The organism is Mesorhizobium sp. P2_A12, from assembly GCF_056405075.1.
The window spans coordinates 397,489-413,244 of record NZ_JBFUCU010000001.1; the positions used below are offsets into that span (position 1 = coordinate 397,489).

Consider the following 15,756-nt stretch of genomic DNA (forward strand, 5'->3'; position numbering starts at 1 on the left):
AAGGGGCATGGCTGTGCCCATGTCTTGCTCGGCTGCGTTGTTGGCGTCGGCTGATCGCTAGCTCGCAAGTACGCTCTCGACCGGATGCGTCCCATTGCTCTCGAATGCACCCATCTGCACGAGGAGCGCGGTTCTGCTGCCATCCAGATGTGGCTTGGAGAGAAATGGTCCAAATGCCTCAAATAAGCCGGTGCGCGGAGCGCGCTCTACGGTTGCGGCCAGCGTCGTAGGCTCGATCCGGCGAACGTAAGCGCCGAAGATATCGCAAGTTGCGCCCACCGCGACGAGCGTGCTTTCCGAAGGGTATTGATCCCGGGGCACGACCAGATTCATGTGCGTGGAGATTGCATCACCGACGCGAACAGACCACTCGCCGTGTCCCTTGTTGGCAAGTCTCTCGCAGGTTAGACGACCGCCACTGTGCGCGAAGCAGCAGGCGGCAACAGGCCCTCCGACTTCCTCGTTGACGCCGACGTCGTGGCAGATCGCCGCTGCGTAGAACAACTCGCGATCAAACTTAATGCCGTCAAACGCTGCAACCTGCGCTCCGAAATAGTATGTCCGAAGGCAGTGCGCCCACAGCACGTCGCTGTAGGCACTACGGGCGAATTCATCTGCGTCGCGCACGAACTGCGTATCGGGCGGAGTCAGGGCATCCAACTCAATCCTAGCAGGACGAAGGAGCCCAAGCCGGTAACGGGCCTCGTCAAACACGATTTCAGCCCTCAGCGAAGCAAGGTTCCGCGCAAGTGCAATTGTTTCGTCCGCACTTAACCGACCGCCCGTCCTATCAGCCCAGGCCAAAGTCCCCATCCTTGCTGCCGACATAGCCATTAACCCCCGTCTTTAACTGCAAACTTGATTTTCTTGCGATACCGCAGGATAATGCATCCGTCAATCATTTCTTGCGAACTCGAAGGAAAATAAGTTGAATGGTTCCCGTACCCGCGGCCGCCCCCTGAGCTTCGATAGAGGAGCTGCGTTAGACCGGGTGCTTCCGGTTTTCTGGCGCAAGGGATTCGACGGCGCCTCCCTCGATGAGCTTGCGGCTGCGGCGGGCCTCAATCGCCCGAACCTCGCTGCCGCGTTCGGTGATAAGCGCGGACTATATCTAGCCACGCTCGAGAGATTCATGAGTAAATTCGTGGACGAGGCTGGTCGAATTCTGGATCAGCCTGGTAGTTTGCGGAACTGCCTCGATCAATTCTTCGACTTCGCAGCAACCATCTACACTCGTGACGAGCTCGGCTGCTTCGTTTTCGGTACCGCTCCGGCCGCGAGTGGCAATGACTTAGAGATCCAAACCGCACTGGCGAGCGCATTGGAAACAGCTCGATCCATATTGCAGCGAAAACTCTCGAATGCCGCCGGGATCGATCTGTCTCCCGTTGCGGACGCGGAAGGCTTGGCGATAGCATTGACCGGAGTCCTCTTAACGCTGGCGTTGTATGCCCGGGCAGGCTTCACCCCCGAAAATCTGTCCAAGATGCATCGACAGGCGACCGGTACGATTCTGACAGGATGGACGTCGAATGACCTTCAATAGGAGCAACGACGACGTGCTAGTGAGGCCTTTAAGCTTGCTGTTTGGCTCGTTAGCGGAACTGAGCCTCTTCGCTGCACCCCTGACTGCCAAATCGACCGTGCCAGCAAGGCGGCCGACGGCATACTTCTGCATGTCGGGACGGCTAAAACTTCTCGAAGCGGGCTGCACGTCGCTCGCTCCGAGAATGTTGTTTCAGGCCAAAAGGCGGTCCGCCAGAACCTCGAGTTTTCTGATTTCGAGCGGCCCTTCGAATAGTTCGTCATATTTTGCCATGAGGGCGGCGGCGATCGAACCATTAAGATGCGCTTGGCGCCCCTCCTCCTCCTCGAAGGCGTCGAATATGCCGAATGTCGATTCATCGAAACGAACCGCAAACCAGGCGATGGTTAAAGGTTCTTGCTGAAGTAGCCCTCGTGCACTCTGAAGGAATGCAGCCACTTCCTGTTCCTTGCCAGCCTTCGCCTTCAGCTGAATGAAGATTGCGACTTTGGTCATATAATCTCTCCTCGATGTTAAATTGCGGAATGGGAGCGGACAGCTCTTCGAGCTTGACAGCCATGTGCTAATTGGCGACCGACTCTAAAAAGCGATCTCCGGTCAGTGTTCGTCCCGATATTTCTTTACCCAACCGGCAAATGTCAGCATCTGCGGATTTTCTTTCCGCACCTCAGCAATGTTTGCTTTGAAACCATTTTCGCGAATCCAGGTGAACATGTCCAAGAACTCCTTCGGCATCGCCCTCTTGGCCAGGAAGGCGGGAATCGGCGCCACCCAGGGCTTCTTCCCGGTGACCGTCTTGAAGGTCCTGACGATATCGTCGATGCTCAACTGGTCCCCGGCGAGCGGAATAATGCGTCCGGCGTATTTCTCTGGCTCTTCGAGCGCGCGCGCAGCAAACCAACCGATGTCGTAGGTGGCCACGAACTGGATGGGGAGTGTAGGGCCAAAGTTCGCTTTGAAAATTCCGAGGAACATTCCGCGCTTGATCGGCGCGACGCCAAACGCATCCATGAAACCGACCGGGCGCAGAATGGTCGCCGGTAGTCCTAGATCACGGATGTGTTGCTCGATCGCCCATTTGCTCTCGTAATGGGCAAGGCCGCTGTTCCGCTCGACCCCCTCGGCCGACGAGTAAACGAGATGAGGGCTGCCCGCCGCCTTTACCGCATCGGCAAATCGCTTCCCGTTCAGCTCCTCCGCCGCGGTTCCCCCCTTTTCCGTCCATTGCTGCACCGAATACGCAGCGGACACGCCCGCCAACGCCTTCCTAACCGATGCCACGTCGTCGAAGTCACCCTTGACCAGCTCCACGCCACCCGCGGCCAGGCTCTTGGCCTTCGGTGAGTCCAAGTTCCGCGTCAGGACCCTCACACGGACCTTTTTCGCCGCCAACAAATGCGTGACGGTCGCGCCGCCCTGGCTGCCGGTTCCGCCAGTAACAAGCACCACTTTTTCATTAGACATAGATTTCATTCCTTCTTGCTTGTTCGGGGAAAAGCGCGTCGGCACTGCGACAGCCTTGCACTGAAAGGCTGACGACGGTGACCGGCCAGCGGTCTACCTGAACGATTCTCCACTTGTCGCGACGAGCGACATGCTCACCTGGTCTGGCTTTGCGACAGGCTCGCTCGCCACCAACTCCGATTGGAATTTCTTGAACGATGGCAGGCCAGTGATGACTGCCGACGGATCGTCTTGAGAGGCCACCAGATGAAGAAAGGTTTGCCCGTCTCCTTCAAGAAATACCCGATAGGAAAGGCCAGTCACCGGAGCTGCCGTCAGCGCTGCGATGAACTCATCAAGGTTTTGCCTGTTCTGTTCAACGAACTCTGGCTTCACCGTGTATCGATGGCGTGTGATTTTCATTTGGTTGTCCTTGCAATTTAAGCTTGGGGAGCGAGCGAGGCGCAGTCACGGACGTGCAGCGGCTCAACCTCGTTAGTTGGAAGCAGCGCTCCACAGCTTGGCGCTCTCCAGGGCGAAGTCGTGGTAGGAGCGCGGGTTGCGGCCGAGACGCTCGCGCAGGCGCTCAAGTCCGGCCGCGGTCGACACCGGGCCGTCCTCCTGGAAATGCTTCATCATGTACTTGAAGTCATAGGCCATCCAGTTGGGGGCGTAGGCCCGCAAGCTCTGGATCCACTGATCGAGATCGTCGCCGACGTATTTGATGGGGCGGCCAAGCGCCTCGCTCCAGAGTTTCGCGCCGCTTTCTCCGGTCAGCACGTCCTCGGCCACCACCTCGTAGATTTCCGGGCCGAGCGGTCCACTGGACACCAGCCGGCGCTGGATTTCGAGCACGGCCACCTCGGCGATGTCGCGAACATCGGTAAACGAGACACCCTTTTGCCCGATCGGGAACGGGAACACGCCGTGGCCGAGAGCATCCTTAACGCCCGGGCTCTGCATGTACGCGTTCGGACGCAATATGGTCACCGGCATATTGTGTTTCGCAATCAGGCGCTCGGCGGCAAACTTTGACGCGAAGTGCGGAACGTCTTCGGTCTCCTCGACCCGAAACACGGACAAGTACGCGATGGCTTTGATCTTCGCCTCGCGACAGAGATTGAGCGCGGAAATAGTGACGTTCAGCTCATCCGGCACGACCGGACTTAGGAGAAATACCGCTTCGACGCCGTCCATTGCGGCCCGCAGCGCATCCACATCGAGCAGTTCACCCTTAAACGGCGTGACACCCGCCGGAAATGTCGCCTTTTCGGGTGAGCGCGTGAAAGCTCGAACGTCAAAGCCTGCCGCAACAAGTTGGTTGACAACAACCGAGCCGACGTTGCCAGTGGCGCCCGTAACTAAAACGGTCATGATTTTCTCCGATATTGTTAAGAGTTTTCCGGCTTGGATGTGCGCCTAGCGGCGTGTTTCGATGACGAACTGCCGAAGGGCTGCACCGATCTCGGCGGGCGAATCCTCCTGCAGGAAGTGCCGGCCCTTCACGGTGACCTCGCGCTGGTTTTTCCAGGTCCGGCAGAACTGTTGGTTCGCGCTACCCTCGGAGATAACCGCTCCGGGGTCGCCGGTGATGAACAGCTTCGGCATCTCGCTTTGGCTGAGCCACTCAGAGTAGGTCCGGACGATCGCAGTCACGTCCGCGGGCTCGCAGTCGACGGAGGCCTGTCGCGGCCAGATCAACGTCGGCAGCCGTGCTTCGCGCTGGGCGTAAGGAGCGCGATAGACGGCCATCTCCTCCTCGCTGAGGGCCCGGATGATCGCCCCTGGGAGCATTTTTTCGACGAAGAAATTCTCGTCAAGAACGAGGTGCTCGCCTTCGCTCGATCGAAGTGCGCGGAACCCGCCGGCCGATGCGCCGAAATCGTCCCAGCTGAACGGTCGGACAACAGCTTCCATGTAAGCGATCGCCGCGATCTGATCTGGATGGCGATAGGCGCGGTGAAAGCCAAGCGCCGAGCCCCAGTCGTGGACGACCAGGATAGCCCTGCTCAGGTTCATGGCGTCGAACCAGGCGTCGAGATAGCGGGCATGATCGACGAAGCGGTAGGAATAGGTGGGCGACTTGCCCGATTGCCCCATGCCGATCAGGTCGGGCGCAAGACACCGCCCGATGTCGCTGAGGTGCGGAATGATGTTCCGCCAGAGGTACGAGGACGTCGGATTGCCGTGCAGGAAGACGATGGGATCGCCTTCGCCTACATCGACATAGCTCATCTCGGTGTCGAGGACGGCGACACGCTTTCTAGGATGTGGATCGGAGGCGGCCATGCTTAGACTCCTGTCAAAAAGTTTCAGCGGTTTTCAAAGAAGGGAGGCGGCCGTCACGGATGGGCATAAATATTGACGAGGTTTCCGTCAGGATCGCGAAAGACGATAGCGCGGGCGCCTCAAGGCATGAGCTTCGGCGACATCACCCAATCGCTCACGATGTCCTGCAGCCGTTCATATTCAGCATCGACGTTGTCGACTTCGAAATCGAGGATCACGGAACGATTGGCCGCCGCTTCGGCGACGCCGTCGCCGTACGCCTGAGTCGTCGCTTGGGCTATTATGGCCAATCCTTTGCAAGGTTCATTTTGGAATTGGGCATAGTCATTGCTAAGGACCTCTGCCTTCGCTTGGCTGACGCTTTCGTAGAAGCGCGTCAGCTTCGCCACATCGGTTGTAACCAGTCGGGTTTGCTTGAGAGTCATGGTAACTTCTCCAAAAATGTCGTACCGCATTTCTAAGCTACGATATAGTAGCTACGGTTAAGGAGTCAATAGACGTGCCCAAAGAGTCTCGCAGCGTCGTGCCGCCAGCCAAAGGACCGGAGCCGCTACGGCGTTCCAAAGAAGCCGTGAAGGCCGCGAGCTTGTCCGCAGCCTATGAGCTCCTGACAGAGGCTGGCTTCAGCGGCGTCAGCTTCGACGAAGTGTCGCGCCGATCGGGCGTCGCCAAGACCACGCTCTATCGATATTGGCCGACACGCACAGCCTTGCTGTTTGATGCCGTCATGCAGTTCGCCCCCCGCCTGGTGACGCCCAACACAGGGAGTCTTCGCGGCGACCTGACCGCATTCACGTTGGGCTTTGCTCAACGCTTGCAGACAGGCCGATGGTCGTCCGCGATGCCCTCCATCATCGACGCCGCCGAGCGCGATCATGAGGTCGCTGAGTTTCAGTCGCGCACTCATGCCGGGATGATGTCGGGGTTCAGCGAGATTGCGGCGCGGGCGCAAGCGCGCGGTGAACTCGGGCCGGATTTCGATGTATCCGATCTCACGGCGGCGATCGCCGGGCCGCTCTTTTATCGCCGATGGTTTTCACGGCAAGATCTGGATGACGCTTTTGTTCTCGGCGTCGTCGAAAGGGCTTCTGGCTGGGATTCCAGAGGCCATGGATAGGTCAAGCTAATTCCAACGGTGCGAACAATGTCTGCTTTAGAGACAGCGCACAGCTAAGCTCTCGGTCCGATGTGAGGCGCATTGCAGACTGCCGGCTCTGGGGCCGTTTGCGGACCGGCGGGTTTCGGGAACATGTGGCGCAGAGCTGCCATTCGACAACTCGACGGCAACTAGGCACTATTTCAAGCCCCGCTGGTCAATGCACACGGCCTCTCTCTCAGGCCACGGGTTATATCTTGTGTATGTCCCTAGCCACCCCCAGCAGTCCAGTATCTTGGATGAGATCTATATATAGCGCTTGCCATCGTTGGTACCGCCGGGTCCATTTGGCCCGTATCGAATATCTCTATGAGAGCATCGCACTATTCTGGCAGCCCGGCAGCATTAAGCGCAGCACCAAGGCATTCCGCGAGCGCTGGAGCACAGTTCACGCCCGCAAACTGGCGGCTGTAGCGGAACGTTGGTTGCAGTTCGAGCACCCGCGCGGCAGCTGCCCTCGCTTCCTCCAACCGGCCGAGTTTGGCAAGTGCAGCGGCCAATTGCACATAAGTGATGCTGTGTGCGGGATTGGCCTGAACGGACTTGTAAGCGGCGCGACAGGCTTCGTCGTAGCGGCCGCGGAGCAGGTGACTCATCGCCTGCGCGTCGAAAGCGGCGAAGGCCCAAGGGTCAAAGGGGCTTAGCCGCATTCCGCGCTCGCTCCACTCGATGGCTCGCTCTGCTTCTGCGCCCCATCCGAGGACGACACTGCCGAGAATGTAGGTCAGCGCCGATGACGGGCTGATCGCGAGCGCAGCTTCCAATGCAGTGAAAGCAGCGCTGCGGTCATGTCCATCCATGCCCAGGGAAAATCCCGCGAGAGTTAATGCGGACGCATCGTCCTGTCCCTGGAGGATGGCCGAGCGGGCATGGCGGATCGAAGCGGCGCGGTTGGCTTCCTGCAAGCCGCTGCGGAGGAAGAGGCAATGGTGGCACATCGCAGCGTTGCCGTGCGCCAGCGCATAGGTCGGATCGAGTTCGATGGCACGTTCGAGCAGAACGAGCGCGCGCGTCACTTGCTCGGGCATTCCGGAATCAACGTCGAGCTGCGCCCGAAGCACGAGGTCATAGGCATCAAGGTTGTCGGGACGCCTACGCTTCACCCTGTCGATTTCGGCACGCCGCAGGCTCGGTGCGATTGCGCCGACGGCCGACATGGCGATCTCATCCTGAAGCGCAAAGATATCGTCCGAGCTGCGGTCATACCGCTCGGCCCATACATGAGCGCCGGTCGATGCATCGATCATCTGGCCGGTCACGCGCACGTGGCCGCCAGCTCTTCGCACGCTGCCTTCGAGTACATACCGGACGCCAAGCTCGCGGCCGACCTGTTTCACGTCCACGGCGCGGCCCTTGTAGGTAAAGGTCGAATTTCGCGCGATTACGAGCAGCCAGTTGATGCGTGCCAGGCCGCTGATGATATCGTCCACCATCCCGTCGGCGAAATAATCCTGCTCCGGATCGCCGCTTAGGTTTGAGAACGGCAAAACCGCAACCGACGGTTTGTCCAGCAATGTCAGCGTTGCAGTTGCGGTGCCCCCGGATCTCGGATTACCGCTACCGCCCGTGACCGCCGGCCCGACATAGCGATAGCCGCGTCGCGGCAGCGTCTCAATCCAGTGTGCGCCGCCCGCCAACTGTCCAAAGAGCCTCCGCACTGCCGCAATCTGGACCGTGAGGTTGCTGTCCTCAACGGCCTGTCCGGGCCATGCCGCCTCGATCAGAGCTTCTTTCGGAACCGGCGCGCCCGCCTGTTCCACAAGCAGCGCAAGCAGCGCGACCGCCCGCTGGCCGAGCGGCGTCGGCTCGACGCCGTGGAATAGAATCCCGGTATCGGTGTCGAGGCGAAAGGGGCCAAACGCAAGGCTTGTCGACATTCCCGAAGAAGATACCGTTTGTGATTTTTTCGCAACGATTTCGGAACGGCTTCACGACTCGCCGAAACGGGGAGCGCATCTTGTGCCCGGGCTTGCGGAAGTAGCACCGAGCCAATGGAGGATCAAATGAGCGTCGCTCCCGTCATTCGTATGCCCCACGAGGATAAGGGGGTCATGTTACGTGGCCATCCGATGGTGTTCCTCGTCACCGGCGAGGATACGAAACACACGAGCATGTTCGACTGGACGATCCCGACCGGTTTCGCCACCGGCCTGCATGTTCATCGCGTGCAGGAGGAAACCTTCTACCTGCTTGACGGCGAATGCGTTTGGCAGGTTGGTGATAAGGCGATCCACGCTACCCCAGGTACTTTCCTGTTCATTCCGCCGGGGGTGCCGCATAATATCACCAATGTGAGCGAGAAGCCGGCGCGGGTGCTGATGACCGTCTCTCCGCCAGGGCATGAGCACTATTTCGAAGAGCTCGCCAAGCTGGCTGAACGCGGCTCTCCTGATCCGAAACTGCTTGCCAACTTGCGGGACCGTTACGACACTGACCAGCTCTCGACCCTGACAACAAGAGCATAAGCTCGATCTGCAATGTCGGGTTATGGCGCAACGTCGCTCATGCCCTCGGCACGAGCGACGTCCGCTTTTGCGGGCGCATGGGGCCGCCATAAACGACCGAGATGGGCGCATTGCCGCCCGGCAGCTATGGGCCGCAAGCGGACTGTCCGGATCTGCCCAGCGATCAAGCGGGCCAGAGGCTTCGCCGAGTGGCTGAGCAGACAGCTAGCTCATCATGACTCTGGGTTATGGTTGCCTTGGCGCCGCCGCCATTCGCACCTATGGTGCGGGCCACTTTGCTGAGAACGACCCATTGAGTTAATCTTGGAATATGCACCATCGCTGATACACTATTTCGCTGAGGGGGCGAATATTCATGGAGATGCAGCAGGTCCGCTATTTTCTGGCCCTGTCCAATACGTTGAATTTCACCAGAGCGGCTGAAGAGTGCAATGTCACCCAGCCGGCGTTGACGCGCGCCATCAAGACACTTGAAGACGAATTGGGTGGCGAGCTTCTTCGGCGCGAGCGCCAGCATTCCCACCTGACTGAACTTGGGCGACGCATGCTGCCATTGCTGCAGCAATGCTACGATGCGGCAAGTTCCGCGAAGTCGCTTGCCAAAGCCGTGCAAAGCAGTGACGTGGCGCCACTGAACGTCACCATCTCCAACAGCGTCAACATAGCACTTTTGGTATCGCCTTTCAGCGAGCTTTTCCGCGCCTATCCCGGAGTGCATCTCAAGATCAGCCGCGGCTCGCCGACGACCGTGGTCGAGGCACTAAAGAACGGCGACGTCGAACTGGCGGTGGCTGGCCCGCTTGGGGCGGCCTGGGATCGACTCGACATTTGGCCGCTTTTCCAGGAGGAAGTCGAGCTGGTGGTGAATTCCGATCATCCGCTGGCCCGTCGCAACGAATCCGACGTAGCACTCAGCCAACTTGCAGCAGAACCGATGCTCAGCCGGATCGATTGGGAAACGAGCGAGGAGCTATTGCGCTGCCTTGCTGCAAAAGGTCTGGCACCGCGGACCGCGCATGAAGTCGAGACCGACCACGATCTGCTGGCACTGCTGGAGGCCAACGCCGGCGTCGGCTTCGTCTCGATGACAGCACCACGGTCACCGAATATCCGCAGGCTGAAGCTGCGGGACGTAGATATCTCGCGCACCGTGGCCGTTTATGCGGTCGCCGGTCGGCATCGCTCGCCCGTCGCGACGACATTGCTCAACCTGTTGCGCGCGACCGACTGGTCGCCCTTTGGCGTCAGTGAGCCCGCCTAAGCGCCCCGATCAAGTCTTCGATGTCCATCCTCCGGCGGTAGTCCGGATCAACGAAGCGGTCGGTGATGACGCCGTCCGTGCCGACGACGAAGGTCGCGGGGATCGGTAGGAACCAGCTGGAGTTGCCTTGGAAGTTTGGGATGTCATAGGCAACGCCCATCAACCGCTCCATCTCGGCCCCAATCCAGATCGCAAGGTTGAGCGAGAGGGCATAGCCATTATCCATGTCCGTGAGGAATGGAAACTTGGCGCCCACAGCTGCCTTCATCGCCTTTGCGAACCTGCGCCGCTCCGGCATGATCGCCACTATCTGGCCGCCCAAGGTGGTAATCTCCTGCTGAGATTCGACGATGCCAATCGCATTCAACCGGCAATATGGACACCAGTGCCCGCGCTGAAAGGTGATCACGGCCGGACCTTGGGAGAGGATGTCGCCCAGGCCAATCAGTCTCCCCTCGTCATCAGGCAGCAGGAATCCCGGCATGATATCGCCGGGAGTCGGCGCCATGGATCCAGCCCCTTGCTGCTCTAGGCGCGTCACCAGGCGGTCCACCGCATCCGCAAAATCCGAGTTTAGTCGGCGCACGGCACCGGCAATCACCGCCAGCCGCTCGTTAAGAGGTGCATCGAGTTCTATGGCAGCCTGGACGGACTGTTCAAATGTCATTGGCTGATCGTCGGCGGCCATTTCTGCACTTTCGCAATTTGCATACAGCCTATCATTGAAGCCCCACGGGCGCGGCCATGCTTTTCTTGCATGGAGTCGATGCCTTGCGTGCATCGAAACTGCACGGATTCATCTTCTGTTCGTTATTTCCGCTCGAGTCGTTACCTCCGGCCTGGTTAGACAGCTGGCGCCCAGGGCGGCAGCAGGTCTAGCGACCTTCACAGCCATACCGCCCCAAGGATCGCGACACCAAATTCTCCACCGTCCCGGCCTATCGAGATTCAATGCAATTTGACCCGCGGCTTGGTGCGGTGCGACAGGATTCCGATCACCGTATCCAGCATGGTCCTGTAGGTCCCGTGCACCGCCTTTAGATGCATCTTGTAGAGCGAGCGATACATCAATCGGGCAAGCAGACCCTCGACCCTCAGTCCGCCGATCAGGCTGCCAAAGGTGCCGTAATCGGCCAGTGAAACGAGGGAACCGTAGTCGCGGTAACGGAACGCCGGCGCCGCCTGCCCTTCGAGGCGCGCCGCGATCACCCTGACCATATGATCGGCCTGCTGATGTGCTGTCTGGGCGCGCGGCGGTAAGGGATCTTCGCTGCCGGGCAATACACAACTCGCGCAGTCGCCGATCGCAAACACGCTTTCGTCTCCCATGGCCCGCAGCGTCTCATCCACGACCAGGCGGTTGATGCGATCCGTTTCGAGGCCATCGAGTTGCTTCAGAAAATCCGGCGCCTTGATCCCGGCGGACCACACGACGAGTTCGGCCGGCACGAACAGCTTCTCGCCAAGCCTGATACCGTCTTCTGTCACTTCGGTGACCTTGATGCCGCATCGGATCTGAACGCCCAGATCCACAAGCCGGCGCGCTGAAGAGCGCGCAATATGTTCCGGCAAAGCCGGCAGGATGCGCGGTCCCGCCTCGACGATAGTGATGCGGATCAGCCTCTCGAAATCGATGTTGTCGAGATTGTGCGAGGCGATTTCTCGCATCGACTTGTGCAACTCGGCGGCCAGTTCAACGCCGGTCGCCCCGGCGCCAACGATGATGCAATGGAGCTGGCCCGGCGAAAGCTTCTCGTATTGCGCGTTCGCACGCAGGCAGGCATCGATCATGCGCTTGTTGAAACGGGAGGCCTGACCTGTCGTGTCGAGCGCAATGGCATGACGTGCCGCGCCTGGCGTGCCAAAATCGTTGCTGACGCTGCCCACGGCCAGCACCAGCGTGTCGTAGCCCAGCACCCGTGGCGGAATGATCTGTCTGCCATCGTCGTCGAAGCTCGGCGCAACAAAGATTTGGCGCTTGGAGCGATCTATGCCGACGACTTCGCCAATCCGGTAGCGATAGTGGTGGCTGCTGGCATGTGCAATGTATTCCACCGCATCGTTCGACGGGTTCAACGTCCCGGACGCCACCTCGTGCAGAAGAGGTTTCCAGACATGGGTGCGATTGCGGTCGACCAGCGTCACCGAAAGCCGCCGCTTGCCGAACTTGCGCCCGAGGCGCGTTGCCAGTTCCAACCCGCCAGCACCGCCGCCGACGATGACCACGCGATGCCGAGTGCTGTCCGCGTGAGATGGCGTCTCCGCTATCGTGCGGAAGAGCGCGGCATTGTTGGCAAGCACAGCTTCCGGAACAAGCCGCATCCCGGGAGTGATGATCTGCATCGGTATTCTCCGTCTTTCTTCTCGGCGCCGCGATCGAACCGATCACTCTTGCGATTCGTGAATGACGATGCCCTGCAGCATGTCGACGTCGCATTCCCACGGCTTCTCCGAGAGGACGCGCTGGCCGTGCTCGTATCCGGCCTGCCAGCGCGTGCGGATGCCGGCGCGGGTGAAGTCGATGTCCTTCGTGTGGTCCTCGCCGTCGAGGCGCGGTGAAAGCAACCGCACAAGGTGCATGACCGACGGGCAGCCATAGGAGGCAAGTTCCTTGAACATCGGATCCTCACGCCGCTCCTCGGGAACCAGCCTTCCCATTTCTCGCACGACGTGCCGCAGACGGTGCAGTTGCTCCTGCCTGGCAACATGGCTCCGGCCTCGGCTGGCGTATTGAAGGTCCTTTTGCCGGCCCATGACTTGCCAGATCGATTTCGGCTCGGTGGCGCGGGGCTGCCACATGTTGACGGCGAAGATCAGCGCGTCGCGTCGCGGACGCGCGTCGAGCACGACCTCGATGGGCGTGTTCGAATAGATGCCGCCATCCCAGTAAGGCTCGCCGTCGATACAGACCGCCGGAAACGCCGGCGGCAAGGCGCCCGACGCCATGACGTGCGCCGCCGACAAGGTCATCTCTCTTGTGTCGAAGTATTTGAGTTCACTGGTGTTGACGTTGACCGCGCCGACAGTCAGGCGGGTATGGCGCCGGTTGAGATAGTCGAAGTCGATCAGGTCATTCAGCGTCCTCTTGAGCGGATCGGTCGTGTAGTAGGAGGCGTTCTCGACACCCACTTCGCGGTTCACTCCGAACATGGCGCTTGGATTCGGTTCGAAGAACCCCGGTATGCCGCGCATCACGGTGCCCATGTTGGCAAAGACATTGCTTGGAACCATCATCGCGAAAAACTCATCGAGCGGGCTGATCCGGCTGACACCTTCCCAGAATTCCTCAAGCCTCGCGAGCCGAACTGTTGGTTCGTTTCCCGCTATCAACGCGGCGTTGATAGCCCCGATCGACGTGCCGATGACCCAATCCGGCTCGATCCCGCCTTCGACGAGCGCTTGGTAGACACCGGCCTGATAGGCACCTAGAGCGCCGCCGCCTTGCAGCACCAGCACTGTTTGCCGCTGAACGGCAGCATCGGCCATATGGAGGACCTTCGGCGAAGGTTCAGCGGTCGGAGGATTTCGGGTAATCTTGTTCATGGTCTTTACTCCTCGTTGCCGGTTCAATGAGCGGTCCAGCCGCCTTCGATCGGCATGATCGCGCCGGTGATCGAAGCCGCATCCTCTGAGGCCAGGAACAGGCAGAGCGCCGCCACCTGGGCTACAGTCACGAACTGTTTGGTTGGCTGGGCTGCCAGGAGCACATCCTTGATCACTTGTTCTTCTGTGATCCCCCGGGCCTTGGCCGTATCCGGTATCTGCTTCTCGACCAGCGGGGTGAGCACGTATCCTGGGCAGACCGCATTGACGGTGATGCCTTGCTCAGCGACTTCAAGCGCGACCGTCTTGGTCAGACCGGCGACCCCGTGCTTGGCAGCGACATAAGCGGATTTATACGGCGAAGCGACGAGCGCGTGGGCGGATGCAACGTTGATGATGCGACCCCATTTGCGTTCTTTCATCGCCTGCAGCGCGCGTCGGATCGTGTAAAACGACGACATCAGATCGATCGCCACGACCGCCTCGAATTTTTCGATCGGAAAGTCATCGATCGGTGCGACATGTTGGATGCCGGCATTGTTGACGAGGATATCGACTGCGCCGAACTCGGCGATTGCTTTATCCATCATCGCGGTGATCGCGCTGCCCTTGCTCATGTCCGCGCCATCGTAGCGAACAGTCACACCATGGTCGGTGGCGAGCCTGGCGCGTAGCTTCTCGATCTCCGTGGCATCGCCGAAACCGTTGAGAACTATGTTGCAGCCCTTCGAGGCAAAGGCTTCGGCAATGCCTTGGCCGATGCCGCTGGTCGAGCCTGTGATCAGTGCCGTCTTTCCTCTGAGCATCGTTGTTTCCTTCGGTTGAAGCCGCGGGCGAATGGTCTGCAGACGGCTGCGAGCAGGGGCCTTGGCGCCCAGGCTTCGACTTCTGGGCCAAGTATGATGGGCGGCTGGCGACAGCGGAAATGCCGTTGAGACATGGATTCGATAGCCCACGGTCAGATCGTCGATCTGTCGCCTGGGACATGAATCGCCGGATCGGGTTGTTTGACGTTGGGGCAACTAGTAAGATCAGCCGGCAACGCGGGTCGTGCCGTGTGCCAGCCGCTGGGGGAGCGTGCAGTGGAGATCAGCCAGGTCAGGTATTTCTTGGCCGTCGCCAAGGAACTGAATTTCACCAGAGCGGCCGAGCAATGCAACGTTACGCAGCCGGCCCTGTCGCGTGCGATCAAGCTGCTCGAAGACGAGTTCGGCGGCGCGCTTTTTCACCGTGAACGGCGCTTCACTCATCTGACGGAACTCGGTCGCATGGTCGAGACCTATCTCGAAGGTGTTTTCGAGAACTCCCGGCAGGCAAAGCAGATCGCCGAGCAATATGTGCACCTGAAGAAGACGCCTCTCCGGGTCGGCATAATGAGCACGATTGCTCCGGACGAGATCATCGAACTCATCTCGTCGGTGCGCACACACCATCCGGGCGTGGAGCTTCATCTTTGCGATGCCGATGCACCGAGCTTGCGCAAACGACTGCTCGGAGGCGATCTCGAGGCAGCAATTTACGCGTTGCCGTCAAACGTGCTCGATGAGGAAGTTCACTCCTTGCCGCTGTTTCAGGAGCAGATGGTGATGGCCGTTCATCTGAACCATCGGCTGGCCAACCAGCGCAGCGTGCGGGTGACGGATATGAGCAATGAGACCTACATCCACCGCAACAATTGCGAATTTGCCGGCTATGCCGACGCCATACTTTCCGAGCAGGGTGTCACGGTCAGCCCCGTTTACTGGAGCGATCGCGACGATTGGACACTCGCCATGATCGCTGCAGGGCTTGGCTTCGGTTTCATGCCCGAGCATACCGCCAAGCACCCCGGAGTGGTGCCGTTGCCGATCACCGATCCGGAATTCTGGCGCGAGGTCAATCTCGTCACGGTGCGCGGCCGCAGGCATTCGCCGGCGGTTGGCGCACTCGTGCGCGAGGCCACGCAGAAGAAGTGGTTTGGCGAACGCGCAAAGGCGTTGTCCGCCGCTGAGTAGCCTCTGCGCGCAAAGACAATCTTTCCGATGCCAGAGCGACGGATCTCAGGCACTGTCCA

17 protein-coding genes are annotated in these 15,756 nt (G+C 59.8%); 5 read left to right on the forward strand and 12 right to left on the reverse strand.

What is annotated here, in order from left to right:
• Window positions 1-57: 57 nt before the first annotated feature.
• The gene (locus AC1DZU_RS01910; RefSeq protein ID WP_477281214.1) at window positions 58-660 is read right to left on the reverse strand and encodes an HD domain-containing protein; all 603 of its coding nucleotides are present in this window, start codon (window positions 658-660) and stop codon (window positions 58-60) included.
• Between the two features lie 268 nt (window positions 661-928).
• Here AC1DZU_RS01910 and AC1DZU_RS01915 point away from each other — a divergent pair, with 268 nt between their 5' ends.
• The gene (locus tag AC1DZU_RS01915; protein WP_477281216.1) at window positions 929-1,546 is read left to right on the forward strand and encodes a TetR/AcrR family transcriptional regulator; all 618 of its coding nucleotides are present in this window, start codon (window positions 929-931) and stop codon (window positions 1,544-1,546) included.
• 192 nt (window positions 1,547-1,738) lie between these two features.
• Here AC1DZU_RS01915 and AC1DZU_RS01920 read toward each other — a convergent pair whose 3' ends face one another.
• From AC1DZU_RS01920 to AC1DZU_RS01945, 6 genes are all read right to left on the reverse strand, one after another.
• A complete protein-coding gene (locus AC1DZU_RS01920; RefSeq protein ID WP_477281218.1) occupies window positions 1,739-2,041 on the reverse strand; it encodes a putative quinol monooxygenase in 303 nt (100 codons plus the stop codon).
• A gap of 102 nt (window positions 2,042-2,143) precedes the next feature.
• Window positions 2,144-3,010 (reverse strand): NmrA/HSCARG family protein, encoded by an 867-nt coding sequence (locus AC1DZU_RS01925; RefSeq protein WP_477281220.1) that lies wholly within the window; start codon window positions 3,008-3,010, stop codon window positions 2,144-2,146.
• A gap of 93 nt (window positions 3,011-3,103) precedes the next feature.
• Window positions 3,104-3,412, reverse strand: a complete 309-nt coding sequence (locus AC1DZU_RS01930; RefSeq protein WP_477281222.1) for a hypothetical protein — start codon at window positions 3,410-3,412, stop codon at window positions 3,104-3,106.
• Between the two features lie 72 nt (window positions 3,413-3,484).
• On the reverse strand, window positions 3,485-4,363 hold the full coding sequence (locus tag AC1DZU_RS01935) for an SDR family oxidoreductase (protein WP_477281224.1): 879 nt from the start codon (window positions 4,361-4,363) through the stop codon (window positions 3,485-3,487).
• A gap of 45 nt (window positions 4,364-4,408) precedes the next feature.
• Window positions 4,409-5,278, reverse strand: a complete 870-nt coding sequence (locus AC1DZU_RS01940) for a haloalkane dehalogenase (RefSeq protein ID WP_477281226.1) — start codon at window positions 5,276-5,278, stop codon at window positions 4,409-4,411.
• Between the two features lie 119 nt (window positions 5,279-5,397).
• Entirely contained in the window at window positions 5,398-5,703 is a 306-nt protein-coding gene (locus AC1DZU_RS01945; protein ID WP_477281228.1) for a VOC family protein, read from the reverse strand.
• Between the two features lie 146 nt (window positions 5,704-5,849).
• On the opposite strand from AC1DZU_RS01945, the gene AC1DZU_RS01950 reads away from it, so the two are divergent.
• Entirely contained in the window at window positions 5,850-6,395 is a 546-nt protein-coding gene (locus tag AC1DZU_RS01950; RefSeq protein ID WP_477281230.1) for a TetR/AcrR family transcriptional regulator, read from the forward strand.
• 362 nt (window positions 6,396-6,757) lie between these two features.
• On the opposite strand, the gene AC1DZU_RS01955 is transcribed toward AC1DZU_RS01950, so the two are convergent.
• The gene (locus AC1DZU_RS01955; protein WP_477281232.1) at window positions 6,758-8,311 is read right to left on the reverse strand and encodes a winged helix-turn-helix domain-containing tetratricopeptide repeat protein; all 1,554 of its coding nucleotides are present in this window, start codon (window positions 8,309-8,311) and stop codon (window positions 6,758-6,760) included.
• 126 nt (window positions 8,312-8,437) lie between these two features.
• On the opposite strand from AC1DZU_RS01955, the gene AC1DZU_RS01960 reads away from it, so the two are divergent.
• Entirely contained in the window at window positions 8,438-8,899 is a 462-nt protein-coding gene (locus AC1DZU_RS01960; RefSeq protein ID WP_477281234.1) for a cupin domain-containing protein, read from the forward strand.
• A gap of 355 nt (window positions 8,900-9,254) precedes the next feature.
• Window positions 9,255-10,160, forward strand: coding sequence for a LysR family transcriptional regulator (locus tag AC1DZU_RS01965; protein ID WP_477281236.1), 906 nt, complete (start codon window positions 9,255-9,257; stop codon window positions 10,158-10,160).
• Here AC1DZU_RS01965 and AC1DZU_RS01970 read toward each other — a convergent pair.
• From AC1DZU_RS01970 to AC1DZU_RS01985, 4 genes are all read right to left on the reverse strand, one after another.
• Complete coding sequence (locus AC1DZU_RS01970) at window positions 10,144-10,848, reverse strand: peroxiredoxin-like family protein (protein WP_477281238.1); 705 nt, start codon at window positions 10,846-10,848, stop codon at window positions 10,144-10,146. The genes AC1DZU_RS01965 and AC1DZU_RS01970 overlap by 17 nt on opposite strands.
• 260 nt (window positions 10,849-11,108) lie before the next feature.
• Window positions 11,109-12,503, reverse strand: coding sequence for an NAD(P)/FAD-dependent oxidoreductase (locus AC1DZU_RS01975; protein ID WP_477281240.1), 1,395 nt, complete (start codon window positions 12,501-12,503; stop codon window positions 11,109-11,111).
• Between the two features lie 42 nt (window positions 12,504-12,545).
• Entirely contained in the window at window positions 12,546-13,703 is a 1,158-nt protein-coding gene (locus AC1DZU_RS01980) for a patatin-like phospholipase family protein (protein WP_477281242.1), read from the reverse strand.
• Window positions 13,704-13,726: 23 nt separating this feature from the next.
• The gene (locus tag AC1DZU_RS01985) at window positions 13,727-14,509 is read right to left on the reverse strand and encodes a 3-hydroxybutyrate dehydrogenase (protein WP_477281244.1); all 783 of its coding nucleotides are present in this window, start codon (window positions 14,507-14,509) and stop codon (window positions 13,727-13,729) included.
• 276 nt (window positions 14,510-14,785) lie between these two features.
• Between AC1DZU_RS01985 and AC1DZU_RS01990 the strand changes: the two genes are divergently transcribed.
• On the forward strand, window positions 14,786-15,697 hold the full coding sequence (locus AC1DZU_RS01990; RefSeq protein WP_477281246.1) for a LysR family transcriptional regulator: 912 nt from the start codon (window positions 14,786-14,788) through the stop codon (window positions 15,695-15,697).
• Window positions 15,698-15,756: the final 59 nt, after the last annotated feature.